Here is a 26,863-nt window from a genome sequence, read left to right on the forward strand (position 1 = left end):
AGCACCAAGGAGCGGCATCGAAACACTTACCGGAACTCTCTGACGGCTGTGCTAAAATCCCCATTTTTCAACCGCAAGCCGGAATCCGCAATGAAAAAAGTGCTGGCTCTTCTCGCGTTATTGCCAAGTCTGGCACTGGCTCAGCCGGTGGTGGAGCTGGATACCAACCAAGGCAATATCGAGATCTCGCTCGATCAGGCGCATGCGCCCAAAACCGTGGCCAATTTCCTGGCATATGTTAAATCCGGCCACTACAATGGCACCGTATTCCACCGGGTGATTGAAGGCTTCATGATCCAGGGCGGCGGCTTCGACGCCAAGCTCAAAGAGCGCCCGACTCGCGCGCCGATCGCCAACGAGGCCGCCAACGGACTGAAGAATACCGTGGGCACCATCGCCATGGCGCGCACTCCCGAACCGGATTCGGCAACCTCGCAGTTTTTCATCAATGTCGCCAACAACGACCCGCTGGACTTCCGCGACAAGAGCCCCGAGGGCATCGGCTACGCGGTATTCGGCAAAGTCACGCGCGGCATGGACGTGGTCATGCGCATCTCGCGCATGAAAACCGTGGATGTCGGCATGATGTCCGACGTGCCATCGACTCCGGTGATCATTCTCAAGGCCTCGATCAAGGGCTGAACCCACTGACCGCAGCGTTCACCACGCAGCATTTTCCAAGGAAAATCTCATGATCAAACTGACCACCAACCTCGGTGACATCGTTCTCGAGCTGTACCACGACCGTGCGCCGGACACCGCCGCCAACTTCGAGCAATACGTGCGCGACGGTCACTACGACGGCACCATCTTCCATCGCGTCATCAATGGCTTCATGATCCAAGGCGGTGGCTTCACCGCCGACATGGAGCAGAAGGAAACCCGCGATCCGATCAAGAACGAGGCCAACAACGGCGTGGGCAACAAGACCTACACCATCGCCATGGCGCGCACCATGGATCCGCACTCCGCCTCGGCCCAGTTCTTCATCAACGTCGCCGACAACGACTTCCTCAACCACACCTCGGCCACCGCCCAGGGTTGGGGTTACGCCGTATTCGGCGAAGTCGTCGAAGGCAAGGAAGTGGTCGATCGCATCAAGACCGTGCCGACCGGCCGCAACGGCATGCATCAGGACGTGCCGAAAGAGCCCGTGACCATCGTCAAGGCCGAAGTGATCGAAACCGTCTGATCTCGTAACACGCGCCCCTCGCACCAGGGGGGCGTTTTTCGAATACCGCCGCGCGGAGCCGCCATGGCCATCCACCTCATTTCCGACCTACACCTCAGCGAAGACACGCCCGATCTCAACCGACTGTTCCTCGGCACGTTGGACGACTGGCAAGGCCGAATCGATGCGCTCTACATCCTGGGCGACCTGTTCGAATACTGGGTCGGCGACGACGACGATTCGCCGTTCCTGCGCGAAACGCTGGCAGCGATGCATGCCTTCTCCGAGCGCACGCCATTGTTCGTCATGCACGGTAACCGCGACTTCCTGTTGGGAGAGGGTTTCGCCCGCGCCAGCGGCGCCATGTTATTGACCGACCCGCATCCGCTGGCGATCGGACAGATCCGCTACCTGCTCAGCCATGGCGATGCCCTGTGCACCGACGATACCGCCTATCAGCAATTCCGGGCGCAAAGCCGCCACCCCGCCTGGCAGCATGCCATGCTGGCCCGTCCGCTGGCGGAACGGCATGCGATCGCGCGCATGGCTCGGCAGGAAAGCGAAACGGCGAAACGGCAAAATGGATTGAGCGCCATCTCCGACGTCACCGACGGCGCGGTGCTGGCGCTCTTGGAAGCACACGATTGGCCGCTATTGATCCACGGCCACACCCACCGACCGGCCTGCCATGTGATCGAACGGCATGGCCGCCAGACCCAACGCTGGGTCATCGCCGACTGGCACGACGGCCAGGGTGGCTACTTGACCCTCGACGCACACGGCGTCGACGCTCACGAGCTAGGCGAACCCGCGCATGGTTAAACCGAGATAGACGACCGATTAAGCTGAGAGCCGCTAACCACCCGATCCATTCTTCCGAATGGATCGGGCACCGCGTGATGGTTCAGGCTATAGAACCAGACTTTTCAACACTTGCCTGGTCTTAACTCATGGGCGAAGCCTTTATTGGTCGCCTAACCTTCCACACCGAGAAATCCACCGACTGCGCCGCCAATGGTACACCCGAGGTGAATGCCAGCCACTGCGGCGGGGCCTGCGCCAATACCACCGGCCCACACCCCCACTCCCGCGCCAACGATTGCGCCGATGGCCGTGCCAACCGCAATACTCAGCGGCAGATCCCCCCCTCCCGATATGTTGTCCAATTGATCAATCGATAATTCGTACATGAAATAACTCCTCTAAAAGGGTTGCGTATGTTGAGCCTTGCGCCGCATCGACGCGATGGAAGGACGCAAAGGAAAAGGTCATTTAAGGTTGATCGCACTATCCGCCCAGTGCGCCGGCATAGCTGCCGAGCGCTCCGCCTACCACGCCCCCGACGTACGAGCCTAGCGTCGCGACGACGCTCGCGCCGGAGCCCGCGCCAGCACTACCGGCCAAAAACCCTAGTCCCGCCCCGACGGCGATGCCGACCCCCATTCCGATCGTCGCGCCCGTCGACGCATTGGGTGAGCCGCCCGCAACTTGCTCCAATTGAACTGTCGTTAATTCGTACATGAAAGACCCTCCGGAAGAATGGTGGGCGTTGAAGCTTGCACCGCATTGGCGCGATGCAAGAACGCAAAGGAAAAGTTCATTTACGGGTTGATCGCACTACCGCCCAGTGCACCGGCATAGCCGCCGAGCGCGCCCCCCATCAAGCTGCCGAAGTACAAGCCGATTGCCGCGCCGACGCTCGCACCGGGGACAGCGCCAACACCGCCGACCAAAAATCCCAGCCCCGCCCCAACCGCCACACCGACTCCCGTACCGATCGCCGCGCCCACCGTAGGATTGGGCGAGCCCCCCGCAATTTGTTCCAATTGGTCAGTCGATAACTCATACATGAGAATTGTCCTGAAAAAAGGCAAACATTTGCCTATTAAGGAGGACATCCACGACAAGACACGGTTCTAAACTAAAAACAGTTACAAATATCAGTTGATGATTTTTACAGTCAACTTGAGCAGCTCAGGCAAATTTCGCCGGCCCAGGCAGGAGGCAGCGCGGCATAGTCCTCGAACTCGGGCTGTTCGTCGAACGGTCGGGCCAGACAGCGGCGCAGACGCTCGATTTCCCCGAAATCGTGCGCATCGCGCGCGCGGGCGATGGCCTGTTCGGCCAGGTAGTTGCGTAAAATGTATTTCGGATTAACGGCCAGCATCGCGTGATGGCGGACGGGATCCAGGCTACCTTCCGCGGCTAGGCGTGCTCGGTAACGCGTGCGCCAGGCAAGCCAAGCATCCGGTTCGGCGAACAGCCCAGCCAGCTCATCCATTTCGCCCTGCAGCGGCAGCCGGCTCAACCGGCGAAAGAACACGGTAAAGTCGACCGACTGGGCATGCAGCAACAGCAGCAAAGCCTGCAGCAGCGACTCATCGTCCTCGTGCGCCGCGCTAAGCCCGAGCTTGGCGCGAAAAGCGCCAAGCCAGGCGTGACCGAACCATTCGGGAAACCGATCCAGCACGGCCAGTAATTCGGCCTCTTCGACGAACGGCAGCAACGCGCTGGCCAGGCACGACAGATTCCAGTGCGCGACGCGCGGCTGCTGGTTGTAGGCATAGCGGCCGCTCGTATCGGAATGATTGCAGATATGCCCAACGTCAAAGCCATCGAGAAAGCCGAACGGCCCGTAGTCGAGGGTCAAGCCGAGAATCGACATATTGTCGCTGTTCATCACGCCATGACAGAACCCCACCGCCTGCCAGGCGGCCACAAGCGTGGCGGTTCGGCGCGAAACTTCGGCCAACAGCGCCAGATAAGGCTGGTCGGCGGACAGACAATCCGGATAGTGATGCTGCAACACGTGATCGGCCAATTGGCGTAGCGCCTCATGCTGCCCGCGATGGTAGAACACCTCGAACGATCCGAAACGGATAAAGCTCGGCGCGACGCGCGTCACCACGGCCGTGGTCTCGGCCGTTTCGCGCCACACGGTCTCGTCGGAACCGGCCAAACACAGCGCGCGGGTCGTCGGAATACCCAGGCCGTGCATCGCCTCGGAACACAGATATTCGCGGACGCTGGATCGCAGCACCGCACGGCCATCGCCCATGCGCGAAAATGGCGTCTGCCCCGCCCCCTTCAACTGCAGCTCCATGCGCTCGCCGCCGCTGGGCAGATCGCCCAAGAGCAGCGCGCGGCCGTCGCCTAGCTGTGGAACGTAGACACCGAACTGATGCCCTGCGTACAGCGCCGCCAGCGAGTCGACGCCAGGCGGCAGCACAGAGCCTGCGAACAAAGGCAAGTTGGCATCGAGCACTTCGGCTGAAATGCCCAGTTCGGCGGCCAACGCCGTGTTCTGCGTCACCCAATATGGCGCACGCAGCGGCGTGGGCCGCACGCGGCGCCAAAAGGTTTCAGGCAAGGATCGAAAGCGTTGGCCGAAAGATGGCAGATCGGTAGTCATGCCCGGATTCTAGCGGGCGGCGGCAGGGATAAAAACGTCGACGCGAGTGGGGGAATTCTGACCTGCGAGCCCAGCTAGGCTCATCTAGCGCGCCCGTAACTCGCTTTGCGCGGATAAGAGCCAACGAGACAGCCCCGCGGATCGTAACCTTGATTGCCGGTCCAGGCGCGTCGCGCTTCGCGAGCGGCATGCAGCGCCGCCGCGGATAGACGGATGGAAGCGAAATGACTGACTTGCCGCGTCATCTTGGCGATGACGCCACAGGAGACGTCGCTCAAACGCAAGGCGCGGGTAAAGGGATAATCGCCATCCTGCCACGGCGTCAGCCAGAAAGCGTGCACGGCGCTGAGCCACTGCTCCGCCGCACGCTGCATTTCGCGCTGACTGTCGGCTTGCGCCTGCCACAGTGCCAACGAGGCGGCCATGGCATCGTCGACATGGTGCTGCAGATCTTGGTCTTGCAGGGTCATGGCCGAATTGAACGCCTCCATGACCGACTGGCAGACGTCGCGTTGCGCCGCGCTCAGGCAGCGGCGGTGATGATCCATAGTGTCGAGATAGGCTTGCATGAGCGATCCGCGGGCAAAAGGGTTAAGAGCCGAGCACTTCGGGCTCGGCCAGCTGCCAGACTTCGACGAGCGTATCGAGCAGCAAACGCATGATCGGGTCGCTCTCGCGATCCGCCGGATAGACGAACTGTAGATCGAACAATTTACGAATGCCCGGCACGATGCATAAACGGCCGGCGGACGCCAGTGTCAGCGCCACGTCCTCGCGTAGCAACGCAAGCCCCAACCCCGAGGTCACCAACTCTTGCAAAGCGTCGAGATGATCGCATTCGGCCACCTTGCGCGGCGAGATGTTCAACTCACGCCATAACTCGCTGGTCAGGCGATTGAAACTGGAAAACTGCGAAAGGCCGATCCATGGCAACTTACCGAGCTCGCGGAGTTGTCCGCTGTCGAGCCGATCGCGCCAGGCACAGGGCATGGCCACCACAAAAGGCAGACTGCACAGCAGTACGCTATTGACGTTGGCATAGGGATTCTTGCCGAGAAAGAAACCGGCCTCGAGCTCGTGCTTACGAACCTTGTTGAGCACATCGATGGTCACGCCTTGCGACAGGCGCAGATCCAGCAGGGGGAAACGCTGGCACAACCGTGCGGCCCAGGTGCCGATCCGCAGAATGTCGGGCGACAAAGCAATGCCGATACGCGCGACGCCGGCCGGCTGCCCTTTGAGGCCACGGGCATGGTCGACCAATTGACGCGCCGAATCCAAAATCGACTGCGCGCGTGGCAACAACGACTGCCCGGCCAGTGTCAGCGTCACGCCGCCCGCGGTCCGCTCGAACAACGGCAGTCCGACTTCCTCTTCCAGCGCCTTGATTTGCGCGGTCACCGCCGGTTGCGACAGGTGGAGAAGCTCGGCCGCCTGCGTCAAGTGGCCTTGCTGGGCCACGGTGACGAAGGTGCGCAGTTGATAGATTTCCATGAAATGTACTCAGCCGCCGCGCGACCCGCCTCCATCCTGCCCGTTAAGCTACGATGGCAGCGAGCATAGCAGCTATGCCATTTGGCTACAACGCTGTGTTTGCGCTGATACGACACCTCTATCCACACCACTATCCATGGCCTTCTCGCTCGAAAAAATCACGATAATCGAGCAAAAAATCTATTTTAGCCATTTGATTTATATAAGTTTTTGCGCCGCATCATCGGCACCACTAATTTGTAGCATCAAAAAATGCGATTAGCCAGCCGCCATGCTGGTCACATATGTTGAAACAAGCGGCGAAACATCCGCGCTACCAAGGAGACAACCATGGATCAAGATGTACTGCAAAAAGTACAGTCCAATCCGAAATTCGCAGAACTGGTGCATAAGAAAACCAGTCTGGGTTGGACGCTCAGCGTCATCATGTTGGTGATTTACTACGGTTTCATCGCCCTACTCGCTTTCTCCCCCAAAACCCTCGGCACACCGTTGGCGCCCGGCATGATCACGACACTGGGAATTCCGATCGGGGTGCTCATCATCCTTTCCGCCTTCCTGCTGACCGGCATTTACGTGGCCAAGGCCAACAACGAGTTCGACGCGCTCAACAAGCAAGTGGTGGAGGATGCGCAACAATGAAAAAACGACTGTCCCTATTCGGCACGGCCCTGATGCTGTTGGTCCCCGCGCTCGCACAAGCCGCTGATGCGATCAGCGGCGAGGTCAAACGCCAGCCGCTCAACTGGTCGGCGATCGTCATGTTCTTCATCTTCGTGCTGGCCACGCTCGGCATCACCTATTGGGCGGCGCGCCGCACCCGTTCGGCCAAGGATTTCTATGCCGCCGGCGGCGGCATCACCGGGTTGCAGAATGGCTTGGCCATTGCCGGCGACTATATGTCGGCCGCCTCGTTCCTGGGGATTTCGGCCATGGTGTTCGAGAAGGGTTATGACGGCCTGATCTACTCGATGGGCTTCCTGGTGGGCTGGCCGATCATTCTATTTTTGATCGCCGAACGCCTGCGCAATCTCGGCAAATACACCTTCGCCGACGTCGCATCCTACCGGCTGAGCCAAACGCCGGTGCGTAGCTTCGCCGCGCTCGGCACCCTGGTGGTGGTGGCGGTTTATCTGATCGCGCAAATGGTCGGTGCCGGCAAACTGATTCAACTGCTGTTCGGTATGAACTACACTTCGGCGGTTTTGCTGGTCGGTATTCTGATGGTGATGTACGTCACCTTCGGCGGCATGCTGGCCACCACCTGGGTGCAGATCGTCAAAGCGGTTCTGTTGCTGGCCGGCGCCACCTTCATGGCCTTCATGGTGCTGCAACACGCCGGTTTCAGTTTCGAGAACCTGTTCAAGCAGGCCACCGAAGTCCATAGCAAGCATCTGGCCATCATGTCGCCGGGGGGCTTGGTCTCCAATCCGATCGATGCCATTTCGCTCGGCATGGCGCTGATGCTGGGCACTGCCGGTCTGCCGCACATCCTGATGCGCTTCTTTACCGTGGCCGATGCCCGCGAAGCACGCAAATCGGTGTTCTACGCGACCGGCTTCATCGGCTACTTCTACATTCTGACCTTCATCATCGGTTTTGGCGCCATCATGCTGGTACTCAACCAGCCGGGCATGATGGAAACCGTGGTCAAGGAAGGCAAACCGGTCACTCAACTGATCGGCGGCAACAATATGGCGGCGATCCATCTGGCCGAAGCGGTTGGCGGTAATTTGTTCCTCGGCTTCATCTCGGCCGTCGCCTTCGCGACCATCCTGGCGGTCGTTGCAGGCCTCGCGCTGTCCGGTGCATCGGCGGTATCGCACGACCTCTACGCTTCGGTCTTCAAGAAAGGCCAAGCCAAGGAAGCCGACGAAATTCGCGTATCCAAAATCACCACCGTGGTACTGGGTCTGGTGGCCATCGTCCTGGGGATCGCCTTCGAGAAGCAGAACATCGCCTTCATGGTGGGGCTGGCCTTCTCCATCGCCGCCTCGGCCAATTTCCCGGTACTGTTCCTATCGATGTTCTGGCGCGGCCTGACCACGCGCGGCGCGGTCATCGGCGGCCTGGTGGGACTGATCTGCGCCGTCTCGCTGATCGTGGTCGGTCCGACGGTCTGGGTGGATGTGCTCAAGCACAAGGAAGCGCTGTTCCCGTACAAGAATCCGGCGCTGTTCTCGATGACGCTGGCCTTCCTGACCACCTGGCTATTCTCGGTCACCGATGGCTCGGCTCGCGCCGAACAGGATAAACAAGGTTTCGCGGCGCAGTTCGTGCGAGCCATGACCGGTATCGGCGCCAGCGGCGCCAGCAAGCATTAACCGTCGTCTACCGCCGCCGGTGCGAGCCGGCGGCGGTCATTGATAAGTCATTAAGGAGATACTATGTCCGCCCTGGAATCCATCCTCAAGGAAACCCGCAGCTTCCCCCCGTCCGACGATTTTCGCCAGAAGGCGGCCATCCCGGGCATGGAGGCCTACAACGCCTTGTGTGACCAGGCCAACGATCAATACCTGTCGTTCTGGGGGGATCTGGCACGCGAACTCCTGACTTGGAAAAAGCCGTTCTCTCGCGTACTGGACGATAGCGCCGCACCGTTCTTCAAGTGGTTCGACGACGGCGAGCTCAACGTTTCCTATAACTGCCTCGATCGCCATTTGCCGGAAAACGCCAACAAGATCGCGCTGATCTTCGAGGCCGACGACGGCGCCGTGACCCGTGTGACCTACGCCGAGCTGCACCGCCGCGTCTGCCAGTTCGCCAATGGCTTGAAGAGCCTGGACGTTCAGAAGGGCGACCGCGTGGTGATCTACATGCCGATGGTCATCGAAGCCATCGTCGCCATGCAGGCTTGCGCCCGCATCGGCGCCATCCACTCGGTAGTGTTCGGCGGCTTTTCCGCCGGCGCGCTGCGCGATCGCGTGCAAGATGCCGGCGCCCGCGTGGTGATCACCGCCAACGAGGGCCTGCGCGGCGGCAAGACCGTCCCGCTCAAGGCCACCACCGACGAGGCGATGGACATGGGCGGCTGCGAGAGCATCGAGCATGTCGTGGTTTACCGCCGTACCGACAGCGAACCGGTAAAATGGACCGAAGGGCGCGACGTTTGGTGGCACCAGCTGGTCGACAAGCAACCGGAACAATGCGAACCGGCATGGATGAATGCCGAGGATCCGCTCTTCATCCTCTACACCTCGGGCTCGACCGGCAAGCCCAAGGGCATCCAGCACTCGAGCGCCGGCTATCTGCTGGGCGCCATCAACAGTTTCCGCTGGGTATTCGATTACAAGCCGAACGATGTCTACTGGTGTACGGCCGACGTCGGCTGGATCACCGGCCACTCCTATATCTGCTATGGTCCGCTCGGCATCGGCGCGACCCAGGTCATCTTCGAGGGCGTGCCGACCTACCCGGACGCAAACCGCTTCTGGCGCATGATCGAGCAACACAAGGTCAGCCTGTTCTATACCGCGCCGACCGCCATCCGCTCGCTGATCAAGCTGGGCGCCGAGGCGCCGAAGCAATTCGACCTGTCCTCGCTGCGCTTGTTGGGCACTGTAGGCGAGCCGATCAATCCGGAAGCCTGGATGTGGTATTACGAAATGGTCGGCGGCGGTCGCTGCCCGATCGTCGACACTTGGTGGCAGACCGAAACCGGCTCGGCGATGATCGCACCGATGCCAGGCGCCGTGCCGACCAAACCAGGCTCTTGCACCCTGCCGCTACCGGGCATCATGGCGGATATCGTCGATGAATCCGGCGCACCGGTCGAAGCCGGCAAAGGCGGTTTCCTGGTAATCAAAAAGCCGTTCCCGAGCCTGGTGCGCACCATCTGGGGCGACCCGGATCGCTTCAAGAAGACTTATTTCCCGGAGGAGTTCGACGGCAAGTTCTACTTGGCGGGCGACTCGGCGCACCGCGATGAAAACGGCTACTTCTGGATCATGGGGCGGATCGACGACGTGCTGAACGTTTCCGGTCACCGTCTAGGCACGATGGAAATCGAGTCGGCACTGGTGGCCAACCCGCTCGTAGCCGAAGCGGCGGTGGTCGGCAAGCCACACGAAATCAAGGGCGAGGCCGTGGTGGCGTTCGTGGTGCTCAAGGGCCCGCGCCCGCAGGGCGACGAGGCTCGCAAGGTGGCCGATAACCTCAAGCAGTGGGTCGCACACGAGATCGGCAAGATCGCCCAGCCGGACGAAATCCGCTTTGGCGAGAACCTGCCCAAGACGCGCTCCGGCAAGATCATGCGTCGCTTGTTGCGCTCGCTGGCACGCGGCGAAGAGATCGTGCAAGACGTTTCGACGCTGGAAAACCCGCAGATCCTGCAGCAATTGCAGGAATCGGCCTAACCGACTGTGTAATATCGGGCCCGGCGCAAGCCGGGCTCTTATTCCATGAACCAGCCGTGACTCGCCAACAGCGATTGCCCGGTCAACGCGTTGGTCTTGAAGGCGGCAAACAGTAGCGCCAATTCGGCGATATCCTCTTCCGTGGTGAACACGCCATCCACGGTATTGCCGAGCATGATGGTGCGCACCACTTCCTCTTCGGAGAGCCCCAGCGCGCGCGCTTGCTCCGGAATCTGCTTATCGACCAGTGGCGTGCGCACATAGCCGGGACAAATCACATTGGCCCGGACGCCATGTTCGGCCCCCTCTTTGGCCACCACCCGGCACAAACCCAACAGACCATGCTTGGCCGTGACATACGGCGCTTTGAGCTTAGAGGCCTCTTTGGCGTGCGCCGACCCCATATAAATGATCGATCCACGCTTCTGCCGGTACATATGCGGCAAGCACGCCCGCGTCGTCAGGAAGGCGCCATCCAGATGCACCGCCAGCATTTTCCGCCACTCGGCGAGCGTGAACGCCTCGACCGGTTTGACAATCTGGATGCCGGCATTGCTGACCAGCACATCGACCGTACCGAATGTGTCGACGGTTCGCTCAACCGCAGCGTTGACCTGATCCTCGTCGCTCACATCGACGCCAACGCCGATGGCTTGTCCGCCCAGTTCGGCAATCCCATTGGCGGTCAGCTCGGCTTGTTCGGCATTCAGGTCGGCCACCGCGACCTTGGCGCCCTCCGCGGCATAACGCATCGCAATGGCCCGTCCCAAACCGCTGGCCGCGCCAGTGACAAAAGCAACCCGGTCTTTCAAGCGCATAAAGTTCTCCTTTATTGTTTAACTAATCAATGAACTTGTATTAGGCAAGGCCGCCGTTGTCGGTACTGGCACAATGGGCAAGTGACAGATCAGCAATTTCTGTCGGGACATATCTAATCCATTCGGGCATAGTGCACGCCATGACCGAAGAACGCGCACAGGCATATGTCAAACGCTTCAACCGGGTGTTCGATTACATCGATCAACACCTGGATGAGGACTTGTCGCTCGATCTGCTCAGCCAGGTGGCCAATTTTTCCAAGTTCCATTTTCAGCGCCAGTTCACCGACTATTGCGGCATCAGCGTGAGCCGCTATATCCAGCTGATGCGGATGAAGCGCGCCTCCTACCGGTTGGCGTTCAACCCGCCTGAACGCATCATCGACATCGCCTTCGAGGCCGGCTTCGAGAATCCAGAGTCGTTCACGCGCGCGTTCAAACAGCTATTCGGCCAGACGCCAAGTCAGTTCCGCGCCCATCCGGCCTGGGAAGATTGGTGCCAACGCTATCGCCAACATCGCCGCCAAAGACCCATGAACATGGCGGTGACCATCGTCGAGCACCCCACTTTGCAACTGGCCGTGTTGGAGCATCTCGGCCCGCCGCCGTTGGTCAACGAGAGCGTGCGCCGATTCATCGAATGGCGCATGCAAAGCGGGCTCGCACCGACCGAACACTGCCGGACGCTGGGCATCGCCTACGACAACCCCGACACCACGCCGCCAGAAGATTTTCGCTTCGACATCGCAAGCACGGTGGAAGCGCCGATTCCTGCCAATCCGCATAGTGTGATCAACAAAACGCTGCCCGGCGGCCGCTGCGCCGTACTGCGCCACACCGGCTCGCACGAGAGCCTGGGCGAATCGGTGTACTATCTGTACTGCGACTGGCTGCCGCAAAGCGGCGAGGAGCTGCGCGATTTCCCATTGTTTTTCCACTATCTCAATTTCCTGCCGGAGACGCCGGAGCACCTGCTCATGACCGATATTCACCTACCGCTGAAATAACGGCCTGGCGACGCGGTTGAAGGAGACTTGACTTCATCGGATAATGAAACCCTTTCAGCCCCCCGCCGCTTGTCGCATGTCCCAACCCGCCAAACACCCAGTCAGCGTCGACGACATCGACGCCATCCTGCCTCAGACCCAGTGCCGCCAGTGCGGCTACGACGGTTGCCGCCCCTACGCCGAAGCCATGGCGCGCGGCGAAGCCGATATCAACCGCTGCCCGCCGGGCGGCGAAACGGGTATTGAGCGGCTCGCCGCGCTGACCGGCAGAACCTTCCGTATTTTCGAAGCCGACGCCCCACAACCGAAACCGCGCGAGCTGGCGCTGGTGGACGAGGAGAACTGCATCGGCTGTACGCTGTGCATCCAGGCCTGTCCGGTCGATGCGATCCTCGGCGCCGCCAAGTCGATGCATACGGTGATCAACGACGAGTGCACCGGCTGCGGGCTATGCGTCGCCCCCTGCCCGGTCGACGCCATCGCCATGGTGCCGATCGAACCCGCCACCATGGGGTTGAGTGCCGAGCGCTCGGCGCTGGCCCGGCGCCGCTACCAGTTCCGCCTGGCACGCCAGGAGCGCGAACGGATCGAGAAAGCCGCCCGGCTGGCCGCGCGCGCAACCCCGCCTGCCGCCGCCGCGCCACAAGCCGCGCCCCAGGCCAATACGCTCGACGAACAGAAAAAAGCCGTCATCGCCGCAGCCATGCGCCGCGCAGCCGAACTTCAGTCGGCACGCAAAACGGGAGATCCGAAATGAACGACGCCAAACGGCGCGAGATTTTCCGTCGGCTACAGGCGGAAACGCCGCAGCCGACGACCGAGCTGAACTATCGCACACCCTTCGAGCTATTGATCGCCGTACTGCTGTCGGCCCAGGCGACCGATGTCGGCGTCAACAAGGCCACCGCGACGCTATTCGCCGTGGCTTCGACGCCGGAGGCCATGCTGGCACTGGGCGAAGAAGGCGTGATCCGCCACATACAGACCATCGGCCTCTACCGCAGCAAGGCACGGCACATCATGGCCACTTGCCACCTGCTGCTGGAACGTCATGGCGGCGAGGTGCCGCAAGAGCGCGCCGCGCTCGAAGCCTTGCCCGGCGTAGGTCGCAAGACCGCCAATGTGGTACTCAACACCGCATTCGGCCAGCCGACCATTGCCGTCGACACCCATATTTTCCGCGTAGCCAACCGCACCGGCATCGCGCCAGGCAAAGACGTGCGCGCTGTCGAAGACGGCTTGATGCGCAAAGTGCCGAAGGCATACCGGCAGGATGCGCATCACTGGCTGATTCTGCACGGACGCTACGTCTGCAAGGCGCGCAAGCCGCTGTGCGGCCGCTGCCCCATTGTCGATCTCTGTGAATTTTCCGCAAAAACGGTATGATGACCGGTCAGGGCACACTGTTTTAGGAACATTCCCGCTTGAAAAACGTCGCACCGCCCCGAGATTCTGGCGATATATTTGCTTCGATCACTTGATTCAAGTTGCATAAAAGGATAGCCCTGTGACCGTCCGTGTCCGTCTATTGCTCGCCGCCTCCCTGTCGCTCACGCTACTGACCGGCTGCGACCAAGTCAAACAATGGTTCCACAAAGACGAGCCCAGCGCGCCGTTGGTGATCCCTGGCCAACAAGACGGCAAGATCGGCATGTTGCTGCCGGACTTCACCCAGTTGGTGGAACGCGCCGGCCCGGCGGTGGTCAACATCCAGGCGATGCGCACCGGGGTGACATCGGAAGACGACTCCGGCACCGGCACACAGGACGATCCGTTCTTCGATTTCTTCAAACGCTTCATGCCCAATCCCTACGATCAGGGTAGCGAAGGTCAAGAGCAGCCGCAAAACGACAGCATCTCCTTCGGCTCCGGCTTCATCATCAGTTCGGACGGTTACATCATGACCAACGCCCACGTGGTGCAGGGCGGCAATCCGATCAAGGTGGTGATGACCGACAAGCGCGAGTTCAAGGCCAAACTGGTCGGCCTGGATAAACGTACCGACGTGGCTCTGCTCAAGGTCGACGCATCGAACCTGCCGGTCGTCAAAGTCGGCGATCCGGAACGGCTCAAGCCTGGCGAGTGGGTTGCGGCCATCGGCGCCCCGTTCGGCTTCGAGAATTCGGTGACGGCCGGCATCGTCTCGGCCAAGGGTCGCAGCTTGCCGGACGAAACCTACGTTCCCTTTATCCAGACCGACGTGGCGATCAATCCGGGCAACTCGGGCGGCCCGCTCTTCAACCTCAAGGGCGAGGTGGTCGGCATCAATTCGCAGATCTATAGCCGCTCCGGCGGTTTCATGGGCATTTCGTTCGCCATTCCGATCAACCTGGCAATCAACGTCGCCGACCAGATCAAGGTCAAAGGCAAGGTCAGCCGCGGTCAACTCGGGGTCAGCATCCAGGAAGTGACGCAGGAACTGGCGCAGTCCTTCGGACTGACGCAGCCACGCGGCGCGCTGGTCGTACGGGTCGACCCGCAAAGCCCGGCCGCACGTGCCGGCGTACAAGCGGGTGACATCATCCTGCAGCTCGACGATAAGCCGATTCAAAGTTCCAAGGATCTGCCGCAACTGATCGGCAACATGAAACCGGGCAGCAAGGTCACGCTACGCGTCTGGCGCAAAGGCAACGAAGTGGCGCTCAACGCCACACTGGGCGAGCTGTCGAGCGATACGGCAGCACAGCCGGCCGGCCAGCCCAATCAGCAACCGCAAAGTTATCAGTTCGGCAAGCTGGGGTTGATCGTCAGCGAGATCCCCCCGGCGCAGTTGGCGCAGATCGGCCTGCGCGGCGGCCTGCTAGTGGAGAAAGTCAAAGGACTCGCGGCCCGCTCCGGCTTGATGGGCGGCGACGTGATCATCGGCGTCAACCAGGCCGAGGTCACCACCATCAAGGGCTTCGAGCAGGCGTTGGCCAACTCGCACGGCAACATTGCACTCCTGGTGCGACGCATGAGCGACACGCTGTACATCCCGCTCAAGCTGAACTGACGCCCATCCACATCGTGCGTTGCTTCGCGAATGCACGCTACCTCGTAGCGTGCATTCGCCATAGGCAATGCACGTTTCGGCCGTACCCACCTTTGTCGTGCGTTGCTGCGCGAACGCACACTACAACAGTGTGCCCGCTAGCGCCCCCAGCGCAACATCGAGGATAAACCGGGCGGCACTGTCGTCGTCGCCATCCTGCCGGTGCCATACCGTCGACAACCCTGCCCAGGCGGCAATCCAGCTCAATAAGCGTACCCGCTCCAACCCGGCCTCCGCGGACACCAGTGCCAATCGCCGCTCGAACCGCCCAGGCGCGCGCACCACTTCCGGCGCGGGGTTACAGAACAAATTGGCGTAATCGAAGGTCCGCTCGCCATACAGCCCTTTGGGATCGATGGCCAGCCAACCGCGCGCGGCGCTATGCATGACATTGCCGTGATGTAGATCGCCATGCAGCGCGACCACGTCCTGCTGCCGTTCGAGTAGCGAGACCGCCAGCCGGGCCGCCTGACCGACCGCGATCTCGTGCCGTTCGGCCTCGTCCAGCAACGCCCGAAACCATTGCGACAAAGGCACCAACACCGGCTGCGGATCCGCGCCCAATCGGTGCAACCCGGCGGCCGTGCGACATAGGATACGAACACTCTCTTCGTCGGCGTCGGATTGCGCCATAACCGTCAACGACGGCGTCGGCGACAAGCGCTCCATCAACAATGCCGGGCCATGCTGGCCGAAGACCCGCGCGGCCTGGCGACCGTCCCACCAAGCCATCATCCGGTTACCGCGTGCTTCTTCTTCGTTGAGGGCGATCTTCAACATGGCCGGCTGGCCGCGCCAATATACCGGCCGTAACGCGCTGGAGGCCGTATAAAAAGGCACGCCGTCGGCTTTGAGTTGCCAATGGGCGATATAGCGGGCGAGTAGATCGGATGGAAAGCTACCTGGCATTTGAGAGGCTCTGAGCAAGTTATTTACCTGGCGACACGGTGACGGCTCGCTGGAAGGGGTGGCAATAACAGGTATGGATCTCGCCCGGGAAAGAAAATTCCTATTTGCCTAGAAAAAACCTGCCGGGAGCGCCAGATAACCCGTTTGGCATAACAACGGGCATTACTGCTAAGATATCCCATCTCTCATGCCGCAAGACGACCATGAAACCAATCGCCATTTTTCAGCACCACCCCGCTGACGGAGCCGGCCACTTCCTCGATTTCGCCCGGCGCGCCCATTTTCCCGTGGTACTGTTCCGCGGCTACCTGGGCGAGGCTCTGCCGACCTCGATCAAACCTTTCTCGGCGCTGGTGTCGCTTGGCGGCCCGATGAGCGTCAACGACCGGCTCGACTTCATCGAGTACGAGGCGCTATTGATGGAAGAAGCCATCGAACACGATATCCCGATTCTCGGTCATTGCCTGGGTAGCCAACTGCTGGCGCGCACGCAGGGCGCGGAAGTGCGCGCCCTGGCGCCGGCCGGGCGCGAGATCGGCTGGTTCCGCGTCGAACCAACGACCGACGCCTTGCCGGACTGGGTGAGCCCGTTTAGCGATGGCGAGGTGTTCCAGTGGCACAACGAGAACTTCTCCCTCCCTTCCGCGGCCACCCTGCTCCTGAAAAGTGCCCATTGCAGCCACCAGGCGTTCCTGCTCGGACCGCATCTTGGCCTGCAATTCCACATCGAAATCACCGCGGAAAAAGTGCTCGCCTGGTGCGGCGAGGGCGGCGACGAAGCGCGGCAATGGAGCCATCTACCCTCGGTGCAACACCCGACGGCCATGCAACAAGCGCTCGACGAACGCGTGGCCGTTTCCAACCGCATGGCCGACGCCATCTATCGGCGATGGTCGCAGACTTTTATCGCCAAGAGGTCATCATGACTTTCCTAACGACCGATCTGTGTGATGCTTACCCCGAGCTTATCGCCGTGGTGGCGCCGATCTTTCGGCAATATGGCGGCATGGCCCGCTTTTGCGGCCCGATCGCCACGTTGAAGCTGTTCGAAGACAACGCGCTGGTGCGCACCGCCCTGTCGGAGCCGGGCGAAGGCCGGGTCCTGGTCGTGGATGGCGGCGGCTCGTTGCGTTGTGCGCTATTGGGCGATCAGTTGGGGGAGCTGGCGGTGAAAAACGGCTGGGCTGGCGTGCTGGTTTACGGCGCGATCCGCGATTCGGTGGCATTGGCCAAATTGCCGCTGGGCATCCGCGCACTGAATACCCACCCGCTCAAATCGATCAAGCGCGGAGAAGGACAGCGCGATGTGGCACTGACCTTCGGCGGGGTACGTTTCGCGCCCAGCCATTGGCTCTATGCCGACGAGGATGGCGTGATCGTCACGCCGCAAGCGCTTAGCTAGAAACGCTTTTTTACGGGGGGGCTGGCCCTTACCCTACTCCAGATGCGCCTCGGCATGCTGTTCGCGTCGACGCCGGCGCGGCAGTTTGCCCTCTTCCATGGAGCGCGCGAACATCGGCAGCGCCCCCAGAACAGCAGGAACAACCCAATCCAGTCGGGATTCCCACCAGGTATGGTGCTCGGGCCGCAACAGATCGGGCCGGTCCAGCGAACACAGCGTCAAGTCGATTTCGCCCGGGTCGGACTCGTGACGATAGCTCAGCGAAGTCCCGCAACGCCGGCAGAAACCGCGCTCGACCGCGGCCGACGAGCGGTACAACGCCAAGGGTTCGCCGCGCCACTCCACTTCGGAAGAGCGCACGGTGAACCAGGTAAGAAAAGCGGCACCGCTGGCCTTGCGGCAGGTTGGACAGTGACAGTGGGTCAAATAGCTCGGCAGTCCCCGCACCACATAGCGAATCGAGCCGCAAAGGCAGCCGCCGGTCAGTTGCTCCTGCATGATGCCGCTCCTTTCATGCCGCCCGTCAGCAGCCAGGGCCGTATTATCACTATGGTTGTTGCATCGCAAAATGACAAGCGGGATCGTTTGACGATATTTGCCTAGGCAATATATTATCCGTCAATGCAAATACCGAGCGACACCACCGTCTCTGTGCTCTTTACCCCGGAAGATCTCGCCTGCCGCGATTCGTCGCAGGCGCTCGGCTACCTGATCCTGGGCGTCAAGCGCCGCCTGACGGAAATCCTGGAAGAAGAACTGGCGCCACTGGATCTAACCGCGGCGCAATTCGCCGTGATCATGCAGCTCCATCGCGAGGAAGAAAGCACACCCGCCGGCTTCTGTCGCCTGCTCGACTATGATCCTGGCGCCATGACACGCCTGCTCTACCGCATCGAGCTCAAGGGGTTCATCCGCCGCCAACGCAATCCGCAAGATCGACGTTCGGTACGGTTCGCGCTCACCGACAGCGGCCGGGCATTATGCCCGCAGATGATCGCCAAGATCTGCAACGCGCACAACCGCCTATTGGCCGGCTTCTCCCACGATGAAGCCTTGCTGTTGAAGCAGATGTTGCAGCGCATGCTGCAAAACCGCTAAGCCCCGCTCCCTTCACTTCACAGGACCTCCATGAGCCAGACAGACTCTGACGACCACACGCGCTTCAACGCCAGTCAATTGGCGCTTTTGACCCTGGGCCTCGGCCTCGGCACATTCATGGAGGTGCTGGACACCTCGATCGCCAACGTGGCGGTGCCGACCATCGCCGGCAGCCTGGGCGTCAGCGCGAATCAAGGCACCTGGGTCATCAGCTCTTACTCGGTTGCGGCGGCCATCGCCGTGCCGCTGACAGGCTGGCTGGCTCGCCAAGTGGGCGAGCACCGGCTGTTCATCGGTTCGCTGATCGCTTTCACGGTGTGCTCGATACTGTGCGGCCTGGCTCCCAATATGACGATGCTGGTGCTGTTCAGACTGCTGCAGGGGCTGGTTTCCGGCCCCATGGTACCGCTGTCGCAAACCATCTTGCTACGCCACTTTCCGATTCAGAAACGAGGCTTGGCCATGGCACTGTGGGCGATGACCGTGGTGGTGGCGCCGATTCTCGGCCCGCTGCTCGGTGGCTGGATCACGGAGAATTACCATTGGTCGTGGATTTTCTTCATCAACATGCCGGTCGGCATTGCCTCCGCACTGATCGTGCGCGGACTGCTCAAGGGGCGTGAAACGGCCATCCAGCGTTTACCGTTCGACCGTATCGGTCTCGCGCTGCTGGTCATCGGCATCGGCAGCCTGCAGATGCTGCTCGATCTGGGCAACGATCGCGACTGGTTCAGCTCGCCCTTCATTTTGACGCTGGGTATCGTCGCGGTCATTTGTTTGGTCTGGCTGGTGATCTGGGAATGGGGCGAGGTACATCCGGTGGTCGATCTGACGCTGTTCAAGAAGCGTAATTTCGCCTTCGGCGTACTCATGCTGGGCGTGGGTTACATGACGTTTTTCAGTACGGTGGTGATCTTCCCGCTCTGGCTGCAACAGGTGATGGGCTACACCTCCGGGCTCGCCGGGCTCGCCACCGCGCCCACAGGCCTACTGGCGCTGGTGTGCTCGCCGATCGTCGGCAAAAATCTCAACCGCTGGGATGCGCGCGCGGTCGTCTCGCTGGGCTTTATCATCTTCGCCATCGTCACCTTCTGGAGCGCGACTTTCACGCTCGACACCACCTTCGGCCAAGTCATTCAGCCACGCCTGCTTCAGGGCATAGGCATCGCCTGCTTCTTCGTACCGATCAACACCATCATGTTGTCCGGTGTCGAGGAGCACCGGTTGGCGTCGGCATCGGGGTTGTCGAACTTCGTGCGCACGCTGTCCGGTGCCATCGGCACGTCGATCAGCGTCACGCTCTGGGATCACCGAGCCATCTTCCATCATGCTCGGCTAGGCGAATCGATAGTCAACGGCACGGCGGCCACGCAAGACTACCTGGAAAAACTGGCCAGCCTCGGCATCGATGGCGGCCAAGCTCACGCGCAATTGGATCGTATCCTCACCGGGCAGGCCTACATGATGGCCGCCAACGATTTCTACCACTTGTGCGGCGCCGTGTTCGTGCTGTTGATCGGCCTGGTTTGGCTGACCAAGCCCCAGCGCGGCGCGACAGCGGCACTGGGGCATTGAACGGGTCTTAGCGCATGGACTCGTAGGCGCGCCAGGCGCATCGGCCCATCTCGTCGCCACTGTCGCATGCCGCCGTGTCGAACGACATGGCGGCGGCGCCCTCGCTGTCGAGTCCCACTTGCCGCCGCGTTGCCACATTAGTCAACCGATCCTTGTCCGTCCCCTCCCAACGCCACTCCTGGAAACCGTTCGGCTGGCAGGATTCGGCCGTGAGCCGGCCATCGCGCCAACCCGCCAGGCACAAGCCGGGCGACGCAACGGAGACGATCTGGTTGAGGTTGCGCTGCATCCATGTCTGTTGTCGCTTGGCGCCATCGCAAGCCTCCGGTCTCACCGGAAGCCCGGCCCCAACGAGCGCCAAGCAGTGCAGCGAGTCGTGCCGATACGCTTTCAACATCACAGTCGGTTCGGGCAAGAAGAAAGGCGATTGCCAATCGACGCGCAAAGTATCGGTAAAACGCAGTTCAGCGCCCGAACCGTAGGTTTCGTAGTCGCCGCCCAAACGCTTCTTCGAGATCCATGCCACAGTATCGGCGTAAGACTCGATGGAGACAGTGCTCTCCCCCTGTTTATCGAATGGCGCCTGGTAGGTGACCAAGTAGCCTGGCGCGAAATTGCCGTGCGACATGCCGCTCAAGCGAGGCTTGCCGGCCAAAGCGCTAGCGTCGCGGCCATGCATCTGTTCCTCGCTCAGCATCAACCGCCACGCCAACTTGAATCGGTTGCCCGCCGTACTGTTGAAGGTTTCGTATTCATTGAGTTTGTACTTCAGGGTGGAACTGGTCGTCTGGCTGTCCCCGCCCTCCCCGCCCAAGGTGACGCCGGGCGATCCGCCAAGCGTCAACGACGCCGTGGCGCTGCGCTGCCGCATATCGCTACGAACGACTTCGACCTCCAAACCTCGTGCGACATTCTTCGGCTCATGCTCGATCAGGCTGACGTCCCGATCGTTATCCAGGGAAATGGCTACGCCATACTCGTTGATGAAGGGACCGATCCACATATTGCTGCCATCGTGGTCCCAATCCTCATTGCGCAGCGCATCGACCAAATGCCAGCCGCTGCCCCCTGCGTTGCCAAGCCCTTGCGAGATGCGCAACAAACGGCCTGGCGGCAAATGCCCCTGTGCACCGCGGCTGTTGGACGAAAAAAAATCGAACCGCACCTTGGTCGCATACGAGGCCCTTCCCGCGCAGGCATCGAAATGCGCCTTCCACTCGCGGGCACCGAAAAAGATTTTTCTCTCGAACCTGCCGGGGTACACGCAGGACAAGCCCAGATGGGCAATCGAGAGATGCACGGTTTTCCCGACCAAAGCCGGCGCGGCTTGCGTTGGGGCGGTGTCGCGCTTGGCGCGTCGCGCCTGCGCACGCTCGCGTTTCAAGCGTTGCGCCATGCCGACATGCGCGCCGTAATCGGCCACGTACATATTGATCGAGCCGTCGGCATTGCGAATCGCCACGGCCATGGGCTTACCCGTCCGCAAACCGGATAGCCGTACCGCGACCTGGTCGGTCAAGCTGGCATCGTGCGCCTGGGTCGCGTCCAGAATCACAATCTCGCCACGCTGCAGACTGTCGAAAGCGGCCATGGCGGCCCGCCGAGGATCGGTCTGCGCCAGATTGAAATACGCCGGCGAATGCCTCTTCAGTACGTTCAGCACGGCTTGCCCTGCCGCCGAGAGCTCGCCAAACTCGCCGGCATGCACCGGCGCCACCGACCACAAGGAAACCAGACCCACCACCAAGATGCTGTTCGTCGGCCAATAGGCATGCCGTCGCCATAATGCCTTCATGATGCCACCCTCCATCTGAACATAAGACGGAGCAAGGCTAGGCGGGGGCGGCCACGGCAACAAGCTTGCGCGAACGCGGTATTTTATTGTGGAAAGATAACGGATCCGACCAGGGGAAACGGCGGGAACCAGACCGCCGCGGATGCGGCGGTCTGCGCGGCGATTACGCCGGCTGTGTGGGCACGGCGTGCTGGACTTCGGTCAAGCGATTTTCTGCGTCGACGAACACCAGTTTGGGACGCAGGCCGGCAAGCTCATGCTCTTCGTACTGCGCGAAGGTGGCGATGATCAGCAAGTCGCCGACGGCGGCGCGGCGGGCAGCCGAGCCGTTGACGGAGATGATGCCCGAACCGCGTTCGGCCTTGATGGCGTAGGTGGCGAAGCGCTCGCCGTTGGTGACGTTCCAGATCTGGATTTCTTCGAACTCGCGGATATCGGCGGCTTCCAGCAGATTTTCGTCGATGGCGCAGGAGCCGATGTAGTGCAGTTCGGCATGCGTGGTCGTGACGCGATGCAGTTTGGATTTCAGCATAGTGCGTTGCATACGGTTCTCCTTCAGTCGCGTCGCACGTCGACGTTGTCGATCAATCGGGTTTTCCCCAGGCGGGCCGCCGCCAGCACCACCACGTGACGCTCGCCGGCGTGGGCGATCTCCAGCGTATCGGCTTGGCGTACCTCGATGTAGTCGACCTGCCAGCCATGGGCTTCCAAATCCTGGCGGGCAGCCTGCTCCATCCCGGCGTAGTCGCTATCGCCGGCCAGCAGGCGTTGGCGGATGGCGTCCAGGTTATGGAACAACCGCGGTGCCTCGGCGCGCTCGGCCGGGCTCAGATAACCGTTGCGAGACGACAGCGCCAAGCCATCCTCGGCGCGGCCGGTGTCGACACCCTTGATCTCGATATCGACGTCCAAGTCGGCCACCATCGCACGAATGATGTGCAGCTGCTGGAAGTCCTTCTTGCCGAAGCAGGCGACATCCGGCTCGACGATGTTGAACAGCTTGGTCACCACCGTGGCCACGCCGCGGAAGTGCCCCGGGCGGAAGGCGCCGCACAGTTCGTTCTGGATGTGCGGCGGCTCGACGTTGAAATCCTGCTTCACGCGCGGATACAGCGCCTGCTCGTCCGGGAAGAACAAGACATCGACCCCGGCGTCGATCAATTTCTGGCTGTCGGCCTCGAAAGTGCGCGGATAGGCGCCGAAATCCTCGCCCTGTCCAAACTGCAGCCGGTTGACGAAGATACTGACCACGACTTTCGATGCCTGCTGGCGCGCTTCGCGCACCAAGGCCAGATGGCCCGCATGCAGATTGCCCATGGTCGGAACGAATGCCACCCGGCCTGCCGTCTTGCGCCAGGCGCGCATGTCGGCGATCGTACGGATGATTTCCATTTTTATGCCAGTCCTTTCAGAAACAATGTTCGGGCGCCGGGAAGCTTTGATCTTTCACCGAGCGCACATAGGTGGCCACGGCATCCTGGATGCTGTCGGCCCCCTGGAGGAAATTCTTGACGAAACGGGCCTTCTTGCCCGGATAAACGCCGAGCATGTCGTGCAACACCAGCACTTGGCCGTCGACGTGTACGCCGGCGCCGATGCCGATGGTCGGCACCGCCACGGCCTCGGTGATGCGCGTCGCAAGATCCGCCGGCACGCATTCCATCAAAACCATGCTCGCACCAGCCTCGGCCAGCGTCTTGGCGTCATGGAGAATACGCTCGGCATCGGACTCGCTCTTGCCCTGCACGCGATAACCGCCGAAGGTGTTGACGAACTGCGGCGTCAAACCGATATGCGAACACACCGGGATACCGCGCTCGACCAGGAAACGGGTGGTCTCGGCCATGAAGGCGCCGCCCTCGAGCTTGACCATGTGGGCACCGGCCTGGATCAGGCGAGCAGAGCTTGCGAAGGCCTGCTGCGGCGACTCCTGATAGCTGCCGAACGGCAGATCCGCCAGCACCAACGCGCGACGCGCGCCTTGAGCCACACAGCGGGTGTGGTACACCATCTCGTCAAGCGTAACCGGCAAGGTGGAGTCGTGAGATTGCACCACCATGCCGAGCGAGTCGCCGATCAGCAGAATGTCCACGCCGGCTTCGTCCAGCAAAGTGGCGAAGCTGGCGTCGTAGCAGGTCAACATGGCGATCTTTTCGCCCTCCTGCCTCATTTTGCTTAACGTGCTCACAGTCATTTTCATGCCAATCATCCTTTTGGCGTCGGAAAATCAGACGCTTTTATTGAAGTAGCTGCGCTGGCCGCGCATCTCGCTGATGCAGCGCAACAATAAATCAAAATCCTCCTGATTATCAATGAGATTCAGGTGGTCGGTATTCACAATCAATAACGGTGCGGCATCGAAGTCGTAGAAGAATTGGCTGTAGGCCTCGTGTACGCGCTTGATGTAGCCGTCGGGGAAACCGTTCGGGGTTCGGGCGGCCAACCGCCCTACCAGCGTCTCGGGCGAAGCTTCGAGATAGATCACCAGATCGGGGGTCGGATGTTCGATGGCGAGTGCGCCGGCCAGTTGCCGGTAGAGCGCCAGTTCGTCGCGATCGAGGTTGATGGCGGCAAACAAGTCGTCGCGCTCGAACATGAAATCGGCCACGCGTGCCTGATTCATCAAGTCGCCCTGTTGCATCTGCCGGGCGAGTTCGCGCCGCGCCAGCAGGAAGCTCAGTTGAGCCGAGAGAGCATGATGCTGGAACTGGCTATAGAAGCGCGGCAAAAACGGGTTCTCTTCCGGCTTTTCGGCCACAAGGCGAACGCCCCAGTGCTCGGCCAGGCGACGGGCCAGCGTGGACTTCCCCGCACCGATCGGTCCTTCCACCACCACGTAGCGTTTTGTATTCATTCGGAACTTTCGTTGTCTTCGACCTGCAGGCGCTCGATCCCCGCCGACGGGCAGTGCGCGGCAAGTTCGGCCGCGCTGCCGTGGGTGCCGATCGCGAGATCGGGCGCCAGCTCGGCCAGCGGATACAACACGAAGGCACGCTCATGCATTCGTGGATGCGGCAAGATCAAATCGGAGCCATTCAATACCACCCCCTGGAACCAAAGCAGATCCAGATCCAGGATACGAGGCGCGTTGCGGAAACTGCGCACGCGACCGAAATCGGTCTCGATGGCGAACAGGGCTTGTAACAGGTCGGCCGGCGCGAGCTCGGTATCCAGCTCGGCGACGGCATTGATGAAATCGGGTTGGTCGAGATAGCCGACCGGCGTGGTGCGATACAGCGAGGAGGCGCGAACCAGGCGGGTTCCGGGTAACAAGGCAAGGGCCGCGAAGGCGGCCCTGATTTGCCGTGCCGGGCGTTCCAGATTGCTGCCCAGCGCCACAAAGGCTCGCGTCATGCATCGCTCTCCGGCGCGCCGCCACCCGGTTTACGACGACGCCGCGGACGACGCTTGCGCGGTGCGCGCGCATCGCCTAGATCGCTGGACTTGGCGTCTTCCATCAGCGCCTCGCGCTCTTCGGCATCGCCATGTTGGAACGATGCCCACCAAGTCACCAGCGCGCGCGGCACTTCGCCGGCCTCGGCGCGCAGCGCCAGGAAGTCGAAGGCGGCGCGGAAACGCGGCTGTTCGAGGAAACGGTAGGGACGCTGGCCGACGCGGCTGTCGAAGCGCGACTGCAACGTCCAGATTTCGCGCATGGTGACGCTGTAACGGCGCGGGATCGCCAGGGTCTCGTCCTGCTCGCCCTCGACATCGCCGATGGCGTGTAACAGAGCCGGCAGAGAGCGCTCGCCCTGCGTCTGGCGCGACTGCCAGCGCTGGTTGACCTGGCGCCACAGCAACGTGGCAAGCAAGAAACCGACCGAAATCGGCTTATCCTCGCGGATTCGGGAATCGGTGCTGGCCAACGCCAGCTTGAGAAAGCGATGATCGTCGCTCTCGCCGCCCAGCACGACGTCGAGCAGCGGGAAAGCCCCATGCGACAACCCTTCGTCGCGCAGTTTCATCAAGCAGGCATAGGCCTGGCCGGACATCAGCAACTTGAGCATCTCGTCGAACAGGCGGGCCGCCGGTTCGCGCTTGAGCAGATGCGCATGCGAACGGATCGGCTTTTGCGTGTGCGGATCGATCTCGAAACCGAGCTTGGCCGCCAGCCGCACCGCGCGCAGCATGCGCACCGGATCTTCCTGGTAACGCCGGGCCGGCTGGCCGATCATCACCAGGCGCCGGGCGTGCAGATCTTTCACGCCGTGCTGATAGTCGACGATGGTTTCGCTGGACGGATCGTAGAACAGCGCGTTGACGGTAAAGTCGCGGCGATGGGCGTCCTCTTCCTGCGTGCCATAGCTATTGTCGGCCATAATACGGCCGGTTTCGTTGGTGTCGTGGATGCTGCCGCCGCGGAAGGTGGTGACCTCGATGGTCTCGGGCCCCATCATGACGTGCACGATGCGAAAGCGCCGGCCGATGATGCGCGAACGGCGGAAACAGTGGTGCACTTGCTCCGGCGTGGCGTTGGTCGCCACGTCGAAATCCTTGGGCACCACGCCGAGCAGCAAGTCGCGCACAGCGCCGCCGACGACGTAGGCGGAGAACCCCTCTTCCTGTAGGCGCGTGGTCACCTTGAGCGCCGCGCGGCTGATTTGTTCGCGGCGAACGCCATGCTGTGCCAGCGGAATCACACGCGGGCGGGCCCGGCCCCTGCCCAGGCCTACGGGCAGTTCGAGCATTTTACGGAAAAGCTTGCGGATCATGAGGGATAGATATGTATTGGGTGGATGCGCCGGGGCGACAATCTCAAGAGCAGGATTATAGCCTGAATCCGATCCGAATAAATA

Annotated in this window: 29 protein-coding genes; 15 read left to right on the forward strand and 14 right to left on the reverse strand. The window is 61.4% G+C overall.

From position 1 onward, the window contains the following. Positions 1-90: 90 nt before the first annotated feature. From DFP86_RS03735 to DFP86_RS19425, 4 genes are all read left to right on the forward strand, one after another. Positions 91-642, forward strand: a complete 552-nt coding sequence (locus DFP86_RS03735) for a peptidylprolyl isomerase (protein WP_166642139.1) — start codon at positions 91-93, stop codon at positions 640-642. Positions 643-691: 49 nt separating this feature from the next. Next, positions 692-1,192, forward strand: a complete 501-nt coding sequence (locus DFP86_RS03740) for a peptidylprolyl isomerase (protein ID WP_133678656.1) — start codon at positions 692-694, stop codon at positions 1,190-1,192. Between the two features lie 63 nt (positions 1,193-1,255). Further along, positions 1,256-1,993, forward strand: coding sequence for a UDP-2,3-diacylglucosamine diphosphatase (locus DFP86_RS03745; protein WP_133678657.1), 738 nt, complete (start codon positions 1,256-1,258; stop codon positions 1,991-1,993). A 128-nt stretch (positions 1,994-2,121) separates the two neighbouring features. Next, positions 2,122-2,352, forward strand: a complete 231-nt coding sequence (locus DFP86_RS19425) for a hypothetical protein (RefSeq protein WP_208108208.1) — start codon at positions 2,122-2,124, stop codon at positions 2,350-2,352. A 420-nt stretch (positions 2,353-2,772) separates the two neighbouring features. On the opposite strand, the gene DFP86_RS03755 is transcribed toward DFP86_RS19425, so the two are convergent. The 4 genes from DFP86_RS03755 to DFP86_RS03770 all read right to left on the reverse strand — a co-directional run bounded on the left by DFP86_RS03755 (position 2,773) and on the right by DFP86_RS03770 (position 6,077). Further along, positions 2,773-3,021 carry a hypothetical protein gene (locus DFP86_RS03755; RefSeq protein ID WP_133678659.1) on the reverse strand — a complete coding sequence of 83 codons (249 nt, stop codon included), beginning with the start codon at positions 3,019-3,021 and terminating at the stop codon, positions 2,773-2,775. Positions 3,022-3,131: 110 nt separating this feature from the next. Continuing rightward, a complete protein-coding gene (locus tag DFP86_RS03760; RefSeq protein ID WP_133678660.1) occupies positions 3,132-4,583 on the reverse strand; it encodes a protein adenylyltransferase SelO in 1,452 nt (483 codons plus the stop codon). A gap of 80 nt (positions 4,584-4,663) precedes the next feature. Then, complete coding sequence (locus tag DFP86_RS03765) at positions 4,664-5,152, reverse strand: hypothetical protein (RefSeq protein WP_133678661.1); 489 nt, start codon at positions 5,150-5,152, stop codon at positions 4,664-4,666. Between the two features lie 22 nt (positions 5,153-5,174). Further along, complete coding sequence (locus tag DFP86_RS03770) at positions 5,175-6,077, reverse strand: LysR family transcriptional regulator (protein ID WP_133678662.1); 903 nt, start codon at positions 6,075-6,077, stop codon at positions 5,175-5,177. A gap of 330 nt (positions 6,078-6,407) precedes the next feature. On the opposite strand from DFP86_RS03770, the gene DFP86_RS03775 reads away from it, so the two are divergent. The 3 genes from DFP86_RS03775 to acs all read left to right on the forward strand — a co-directional run bounded on the left by DFP86_RS03775 (position 6,408) and on the right by acs (position 10,432). Beyond that, the gene (locus DFP86_RS03775; protein ID WP_133678663.1) at positions 6,408-6,719 is read left to right on the forward strand and encodes a DUF485 domain-containing protein; all 312 of its coding nucleotides are present in this window, start codon (positions 6,408-6,410) and stop codon (positions 6,717-6,719) included. Between the two features lie 32 nt (positions 6,720-6,751). Beyond that, positions 6,752-8,401, forward strand: a complete 1,650-nt coding sequence (locus DFP86_RS03780) for a cation acetate symporter (RefSeq protein ID WP_243729299.1) — start codon at positions 6,752-6,754, stop codon at positions 8,399-8,401. 63 nt (positions 8,402-8,464) lie between these two features. Continuing rightward, a complete protein-coding gene (acs, locus tag DFP86_RS03785) occupies positions 8,465-10,432 on the forward strand; it encodes an acetate--CoA ligase (protein WP_133678665.1) in 1,968 nt (655 codons plus the stop codon). A 38-nt stretch (positions 10,433-10,470) separates the two neighbouring features. Here acs and DFP86_RS03790 read toward each other — a convergent pair whose 3' ends face one another. Continuing rightward, complete coding sequence (locus DFP86_RS03790; RefSeq protein ID WP_133678666.1) at positions 10,471-11,250, reverse strand: 3-hydroxybutyrate dehydrogenase; 780 nt, start codon at positions 11,248-11,250, stop codon at positions 10,471-10,473. Between the two features lie 140 nt (positions 11,251-11,390). On the opposite strand from DFP86_RS03790, the gene DFP86_RS03795 reads away from it, so the two are divergent. The 4 genes from DFP86_RS03795 (at position 11,391) to DFP86_RS03810 (ending at position 15,249) form a co-directional block, all read left to right on the forward strand. Continuing rightward, positions 11,391-12,257, forward strand: a complete 867-nt coding sequence (locus DFP86_RS03795; RefSeq protein ID WP_133678667.1) for an AraC family transcriptional regulator — start codon at positions 11,391-11,393, stop codon at positions 12,255-12,257. Positions 12,258-12,333: 76 nt separating this feature from the next. Continuing rightward, positions 12,334-13,014 (forward strand): electron transport complex subunit RsxB, encoded by a 681-nt coding sequence (rsxB, locus tag DFP86_RS03800; protein ID WP_133678668.1) that lies wholly within the window; start codon positions 12,334-12,336, stop codon positions 13,012-13,014. Then, positions 13,011-13,643: an endonuclease III gene (gene nth, locus DFP86_RS03805; RefSeq protein WP_133678669.1), complete on the forward strand. Its 633-nt coding sequence runs from the start codon at positions 13,011-13,013 to the stop codon at positions 13,641-13,643. The genes rsxB and nth overlap by 4 nt, the downstream gene beginning before the upstream one ends. 121 nt (positions 13,644-13,764) lie before the next feature. Next, positions 13,765-15,249 carry a DegQ family serine endoprotease gene (locus DFP86_RS03810; protein ID WP_133678670.1) on the forward strand — a complete coding sequence of 495 codons (1,485 nt, stop codon included), beginning with the start codon at positions 13,765-13,767 and terminating at the stop codon, positions 15,247-15,249. Between the two features lie 120 nt (positions 15,250-15,369). On the opposite strand, the gene DFP86_RS03815 is transcribed toward DFP86_RS03810, so the two are convergent. After that, positions 15,370-16,197 (reverse strand): aminoglycoside phosphotransferase family protein, encoded by an 828-nt coding sequence (locus DFP86_RS03815; RefSeq protein ID WP_133678671.1) that lies wholly within the window; start codon positions 16,195-16,197, stop codon positions 15,370-15,372. A gap of 203 nt (positions 16,198-16,400) precedes the next feature. On the opposite strand from DFP86_RS03815, the gene DFP86_RS03820 reads away from it, so the two are divergent. Together DFP86_RS03820 and rraA are read left to right on the forward strand one after the other, a co-directional pair. Next, on the forward strand, positions 16,401-17,123 hold the full coding sequence (locus tag DFP86_RS03820; protein WP_133678672.1) for a type 1 glutamine amidotransferase: 723 nt from the start codon (positions 16,401-16,403) through the stop codon (positions 17,121-17,123). Continuing rightward, positions 17,120-17,599, forward strand: coding sequence for a ribonuclease E activity regulator RraA (gene rraA / locus DFP86_RS03825; RefSeq protein ID WP_133678673.1), 480 nt, complete (start codon positions 17,120-17,122; stop codon positions 17,597-17,599). The genes DFP86_RS03820 and rraA overlap by 4 nt, the downstream gene beginning before the upstream one ends. A gap of 33 nt (positions 17,600-17,632) precedes the next feature. On the opposite strand, the gene DFP86_RS03830 is transcribed toward rraA, so the two are convergent. Further along, complete coding sequence (locus DFP86_RS03830; RefSeq protein WP_133678674.1) at positions 17,633-18,097, reverse strand: GFA family protein; 465 nt, start codon at positions 18,095-18,097, stop codon at positions 17,633-17,635. A 123-nt stretch (positions 18,098-18,220) separates the two neighbouring features. Here DFP86_RS03830 and DFP86_RS03835 point away from each other — a divergent pair, with 123 nt between their 5' ends. Next, positions 18,221-18,697 carry a MarR family winged helix-turn-helix transcriptional regulator gene (locus DFP86_RS03835; protein ID WP_133678675.1) on the forward strand — a complete coding sequence of 159 codons (477 nt, stop codon included), beginning with the start codon at positions 18,221-18,223 and terminating at the stop codon, positions 18,695-18,697. Positions 18,698-18,727: 30 nt separating this feature from the next. Continuing rightward, the gene (locus tag DFP86_RS03840) at positions 18,728-20,272 is read left to right on the forward strand and encodes a DHA2 family efflux MFS transporter permease subunit (RefSeq protein ID WP_133678676.1); all 1,545 of its coding nucleotides are present in this window, start codon (positions 18,728-18,730) and stop codon (positions 20,270-20,272) included. A gap of 7 nt (positions 20,273-20,279) precedes the next feature. On the opposite strand, the gene DFP86_RS03845 is transcribed toward DFP86_RS03840, so the two are convergent. The 7 genes from DFP86_RS03845 to pcnB form a co-directional block, all read right to left on the reverse strand. Next, positions 20,280-22,067: a hypothetical protein gene (locus tag DFP86_RS03845; protein WP_133678677.1), complete on the reverse strand. Its 1,788-nt coding sequence runs from the start codon at positions 22,065-22,067 to the stop codon at positions 20,280-20,282. A 163-nt stretch (positions 22,068-22,230) separates the two neighbouring features. After that, the gene (panD, locus tag DFP86_RS03850; RefSeq protein ID WP_133678678.1) at positions 22,231-22,611 is read right to left on the reverse strand and encodes an aspartate 1-decarboxylase; all 381 of its coding nucleotides are present in this window, start codon (positions 22,609-22,611) and stop codon (positions 22,231-22,233) included. An 11-nt stretch (positions 22,612-22,622) separates the two neighbouring features. Continuing rightward, positions 22,623-23,459 (reverse strand): pantoate--beta-alanine ligase, encoded by an 837-nt coding sequence (panC, locus tag DFP86_RS03855; RefSeq protein ID WP_133678679.1) that lies wholly within the window; start codon positions 23,457-23,459, stop codon positions 22,623-22,625. Between the two features lie 16 nt (positions 23,460-23,475). Beyond that, a complete protein-coding gene (panB, locus tag DFP86_RS03860) occupies positions 23,476-24,267 on the reverse strand; it encodes a 3-methyl-2-oxobutanoate hydroxymethyltransferase (protein ID WP_133678680.1) in 792 nt (263 codons plus the stop codon). 27 nt (positions 24,268-24,294) lie between these two features. Beyond that, the gene (locus DFP86_RS03865; protein ID WP_133678681.1) at positions 24,295-24,921 is read right to left on the reverse strand and encodes a deoxynucleoside kinase; all 627 of its coding nucleotides are present in this window, start codon (positions 24,919-24,921) and stop codon (positions 24,295-24,297) included. Further along, positions 24,918-25,421, reverse strand: a complete 504-nt coding sequence (folK, locus tag DFP86_RS03870) for a 2-amino-4-hydroxy-6-hydroxymethyldihydropteridine diphosphokinase (protein ID WP_133678682.1) — start codon at positions 25,419-25,421, stop codon at positions 24,918-24,920. The genes DFP86_RS03865 and folK overlap by 4 nt, the downstream gene beginning before the upstream one ends. Next, positions 25,418-26,779: a polynucleotide adenylyltransferase PcnB gene (gene pcnB / locus DFP86_RS03875; RefSeq protein WP_133678683.1), complete on the reverse strand. Its 1,362-nt coding sequence runs from the start codon at positions 26,777-26,779 to the stop codon at positions 25,418-25,420. The genes folK and pcnB overlap by 4 nt, the downstream gene beginning before the upstream one ends. Positions 26,780-26,863 lie beyond the last annotated feature (84 nt).

The organism is Paludibacterium purpuratum, assembly GCF_004363805.1.
GTDB lineage: Bacteria > Pseudomonadota > Gammaproteobacteria > Burkholderiales > Chromobacteriaceae > Paludibacterium > Paludibacterium purpuratum.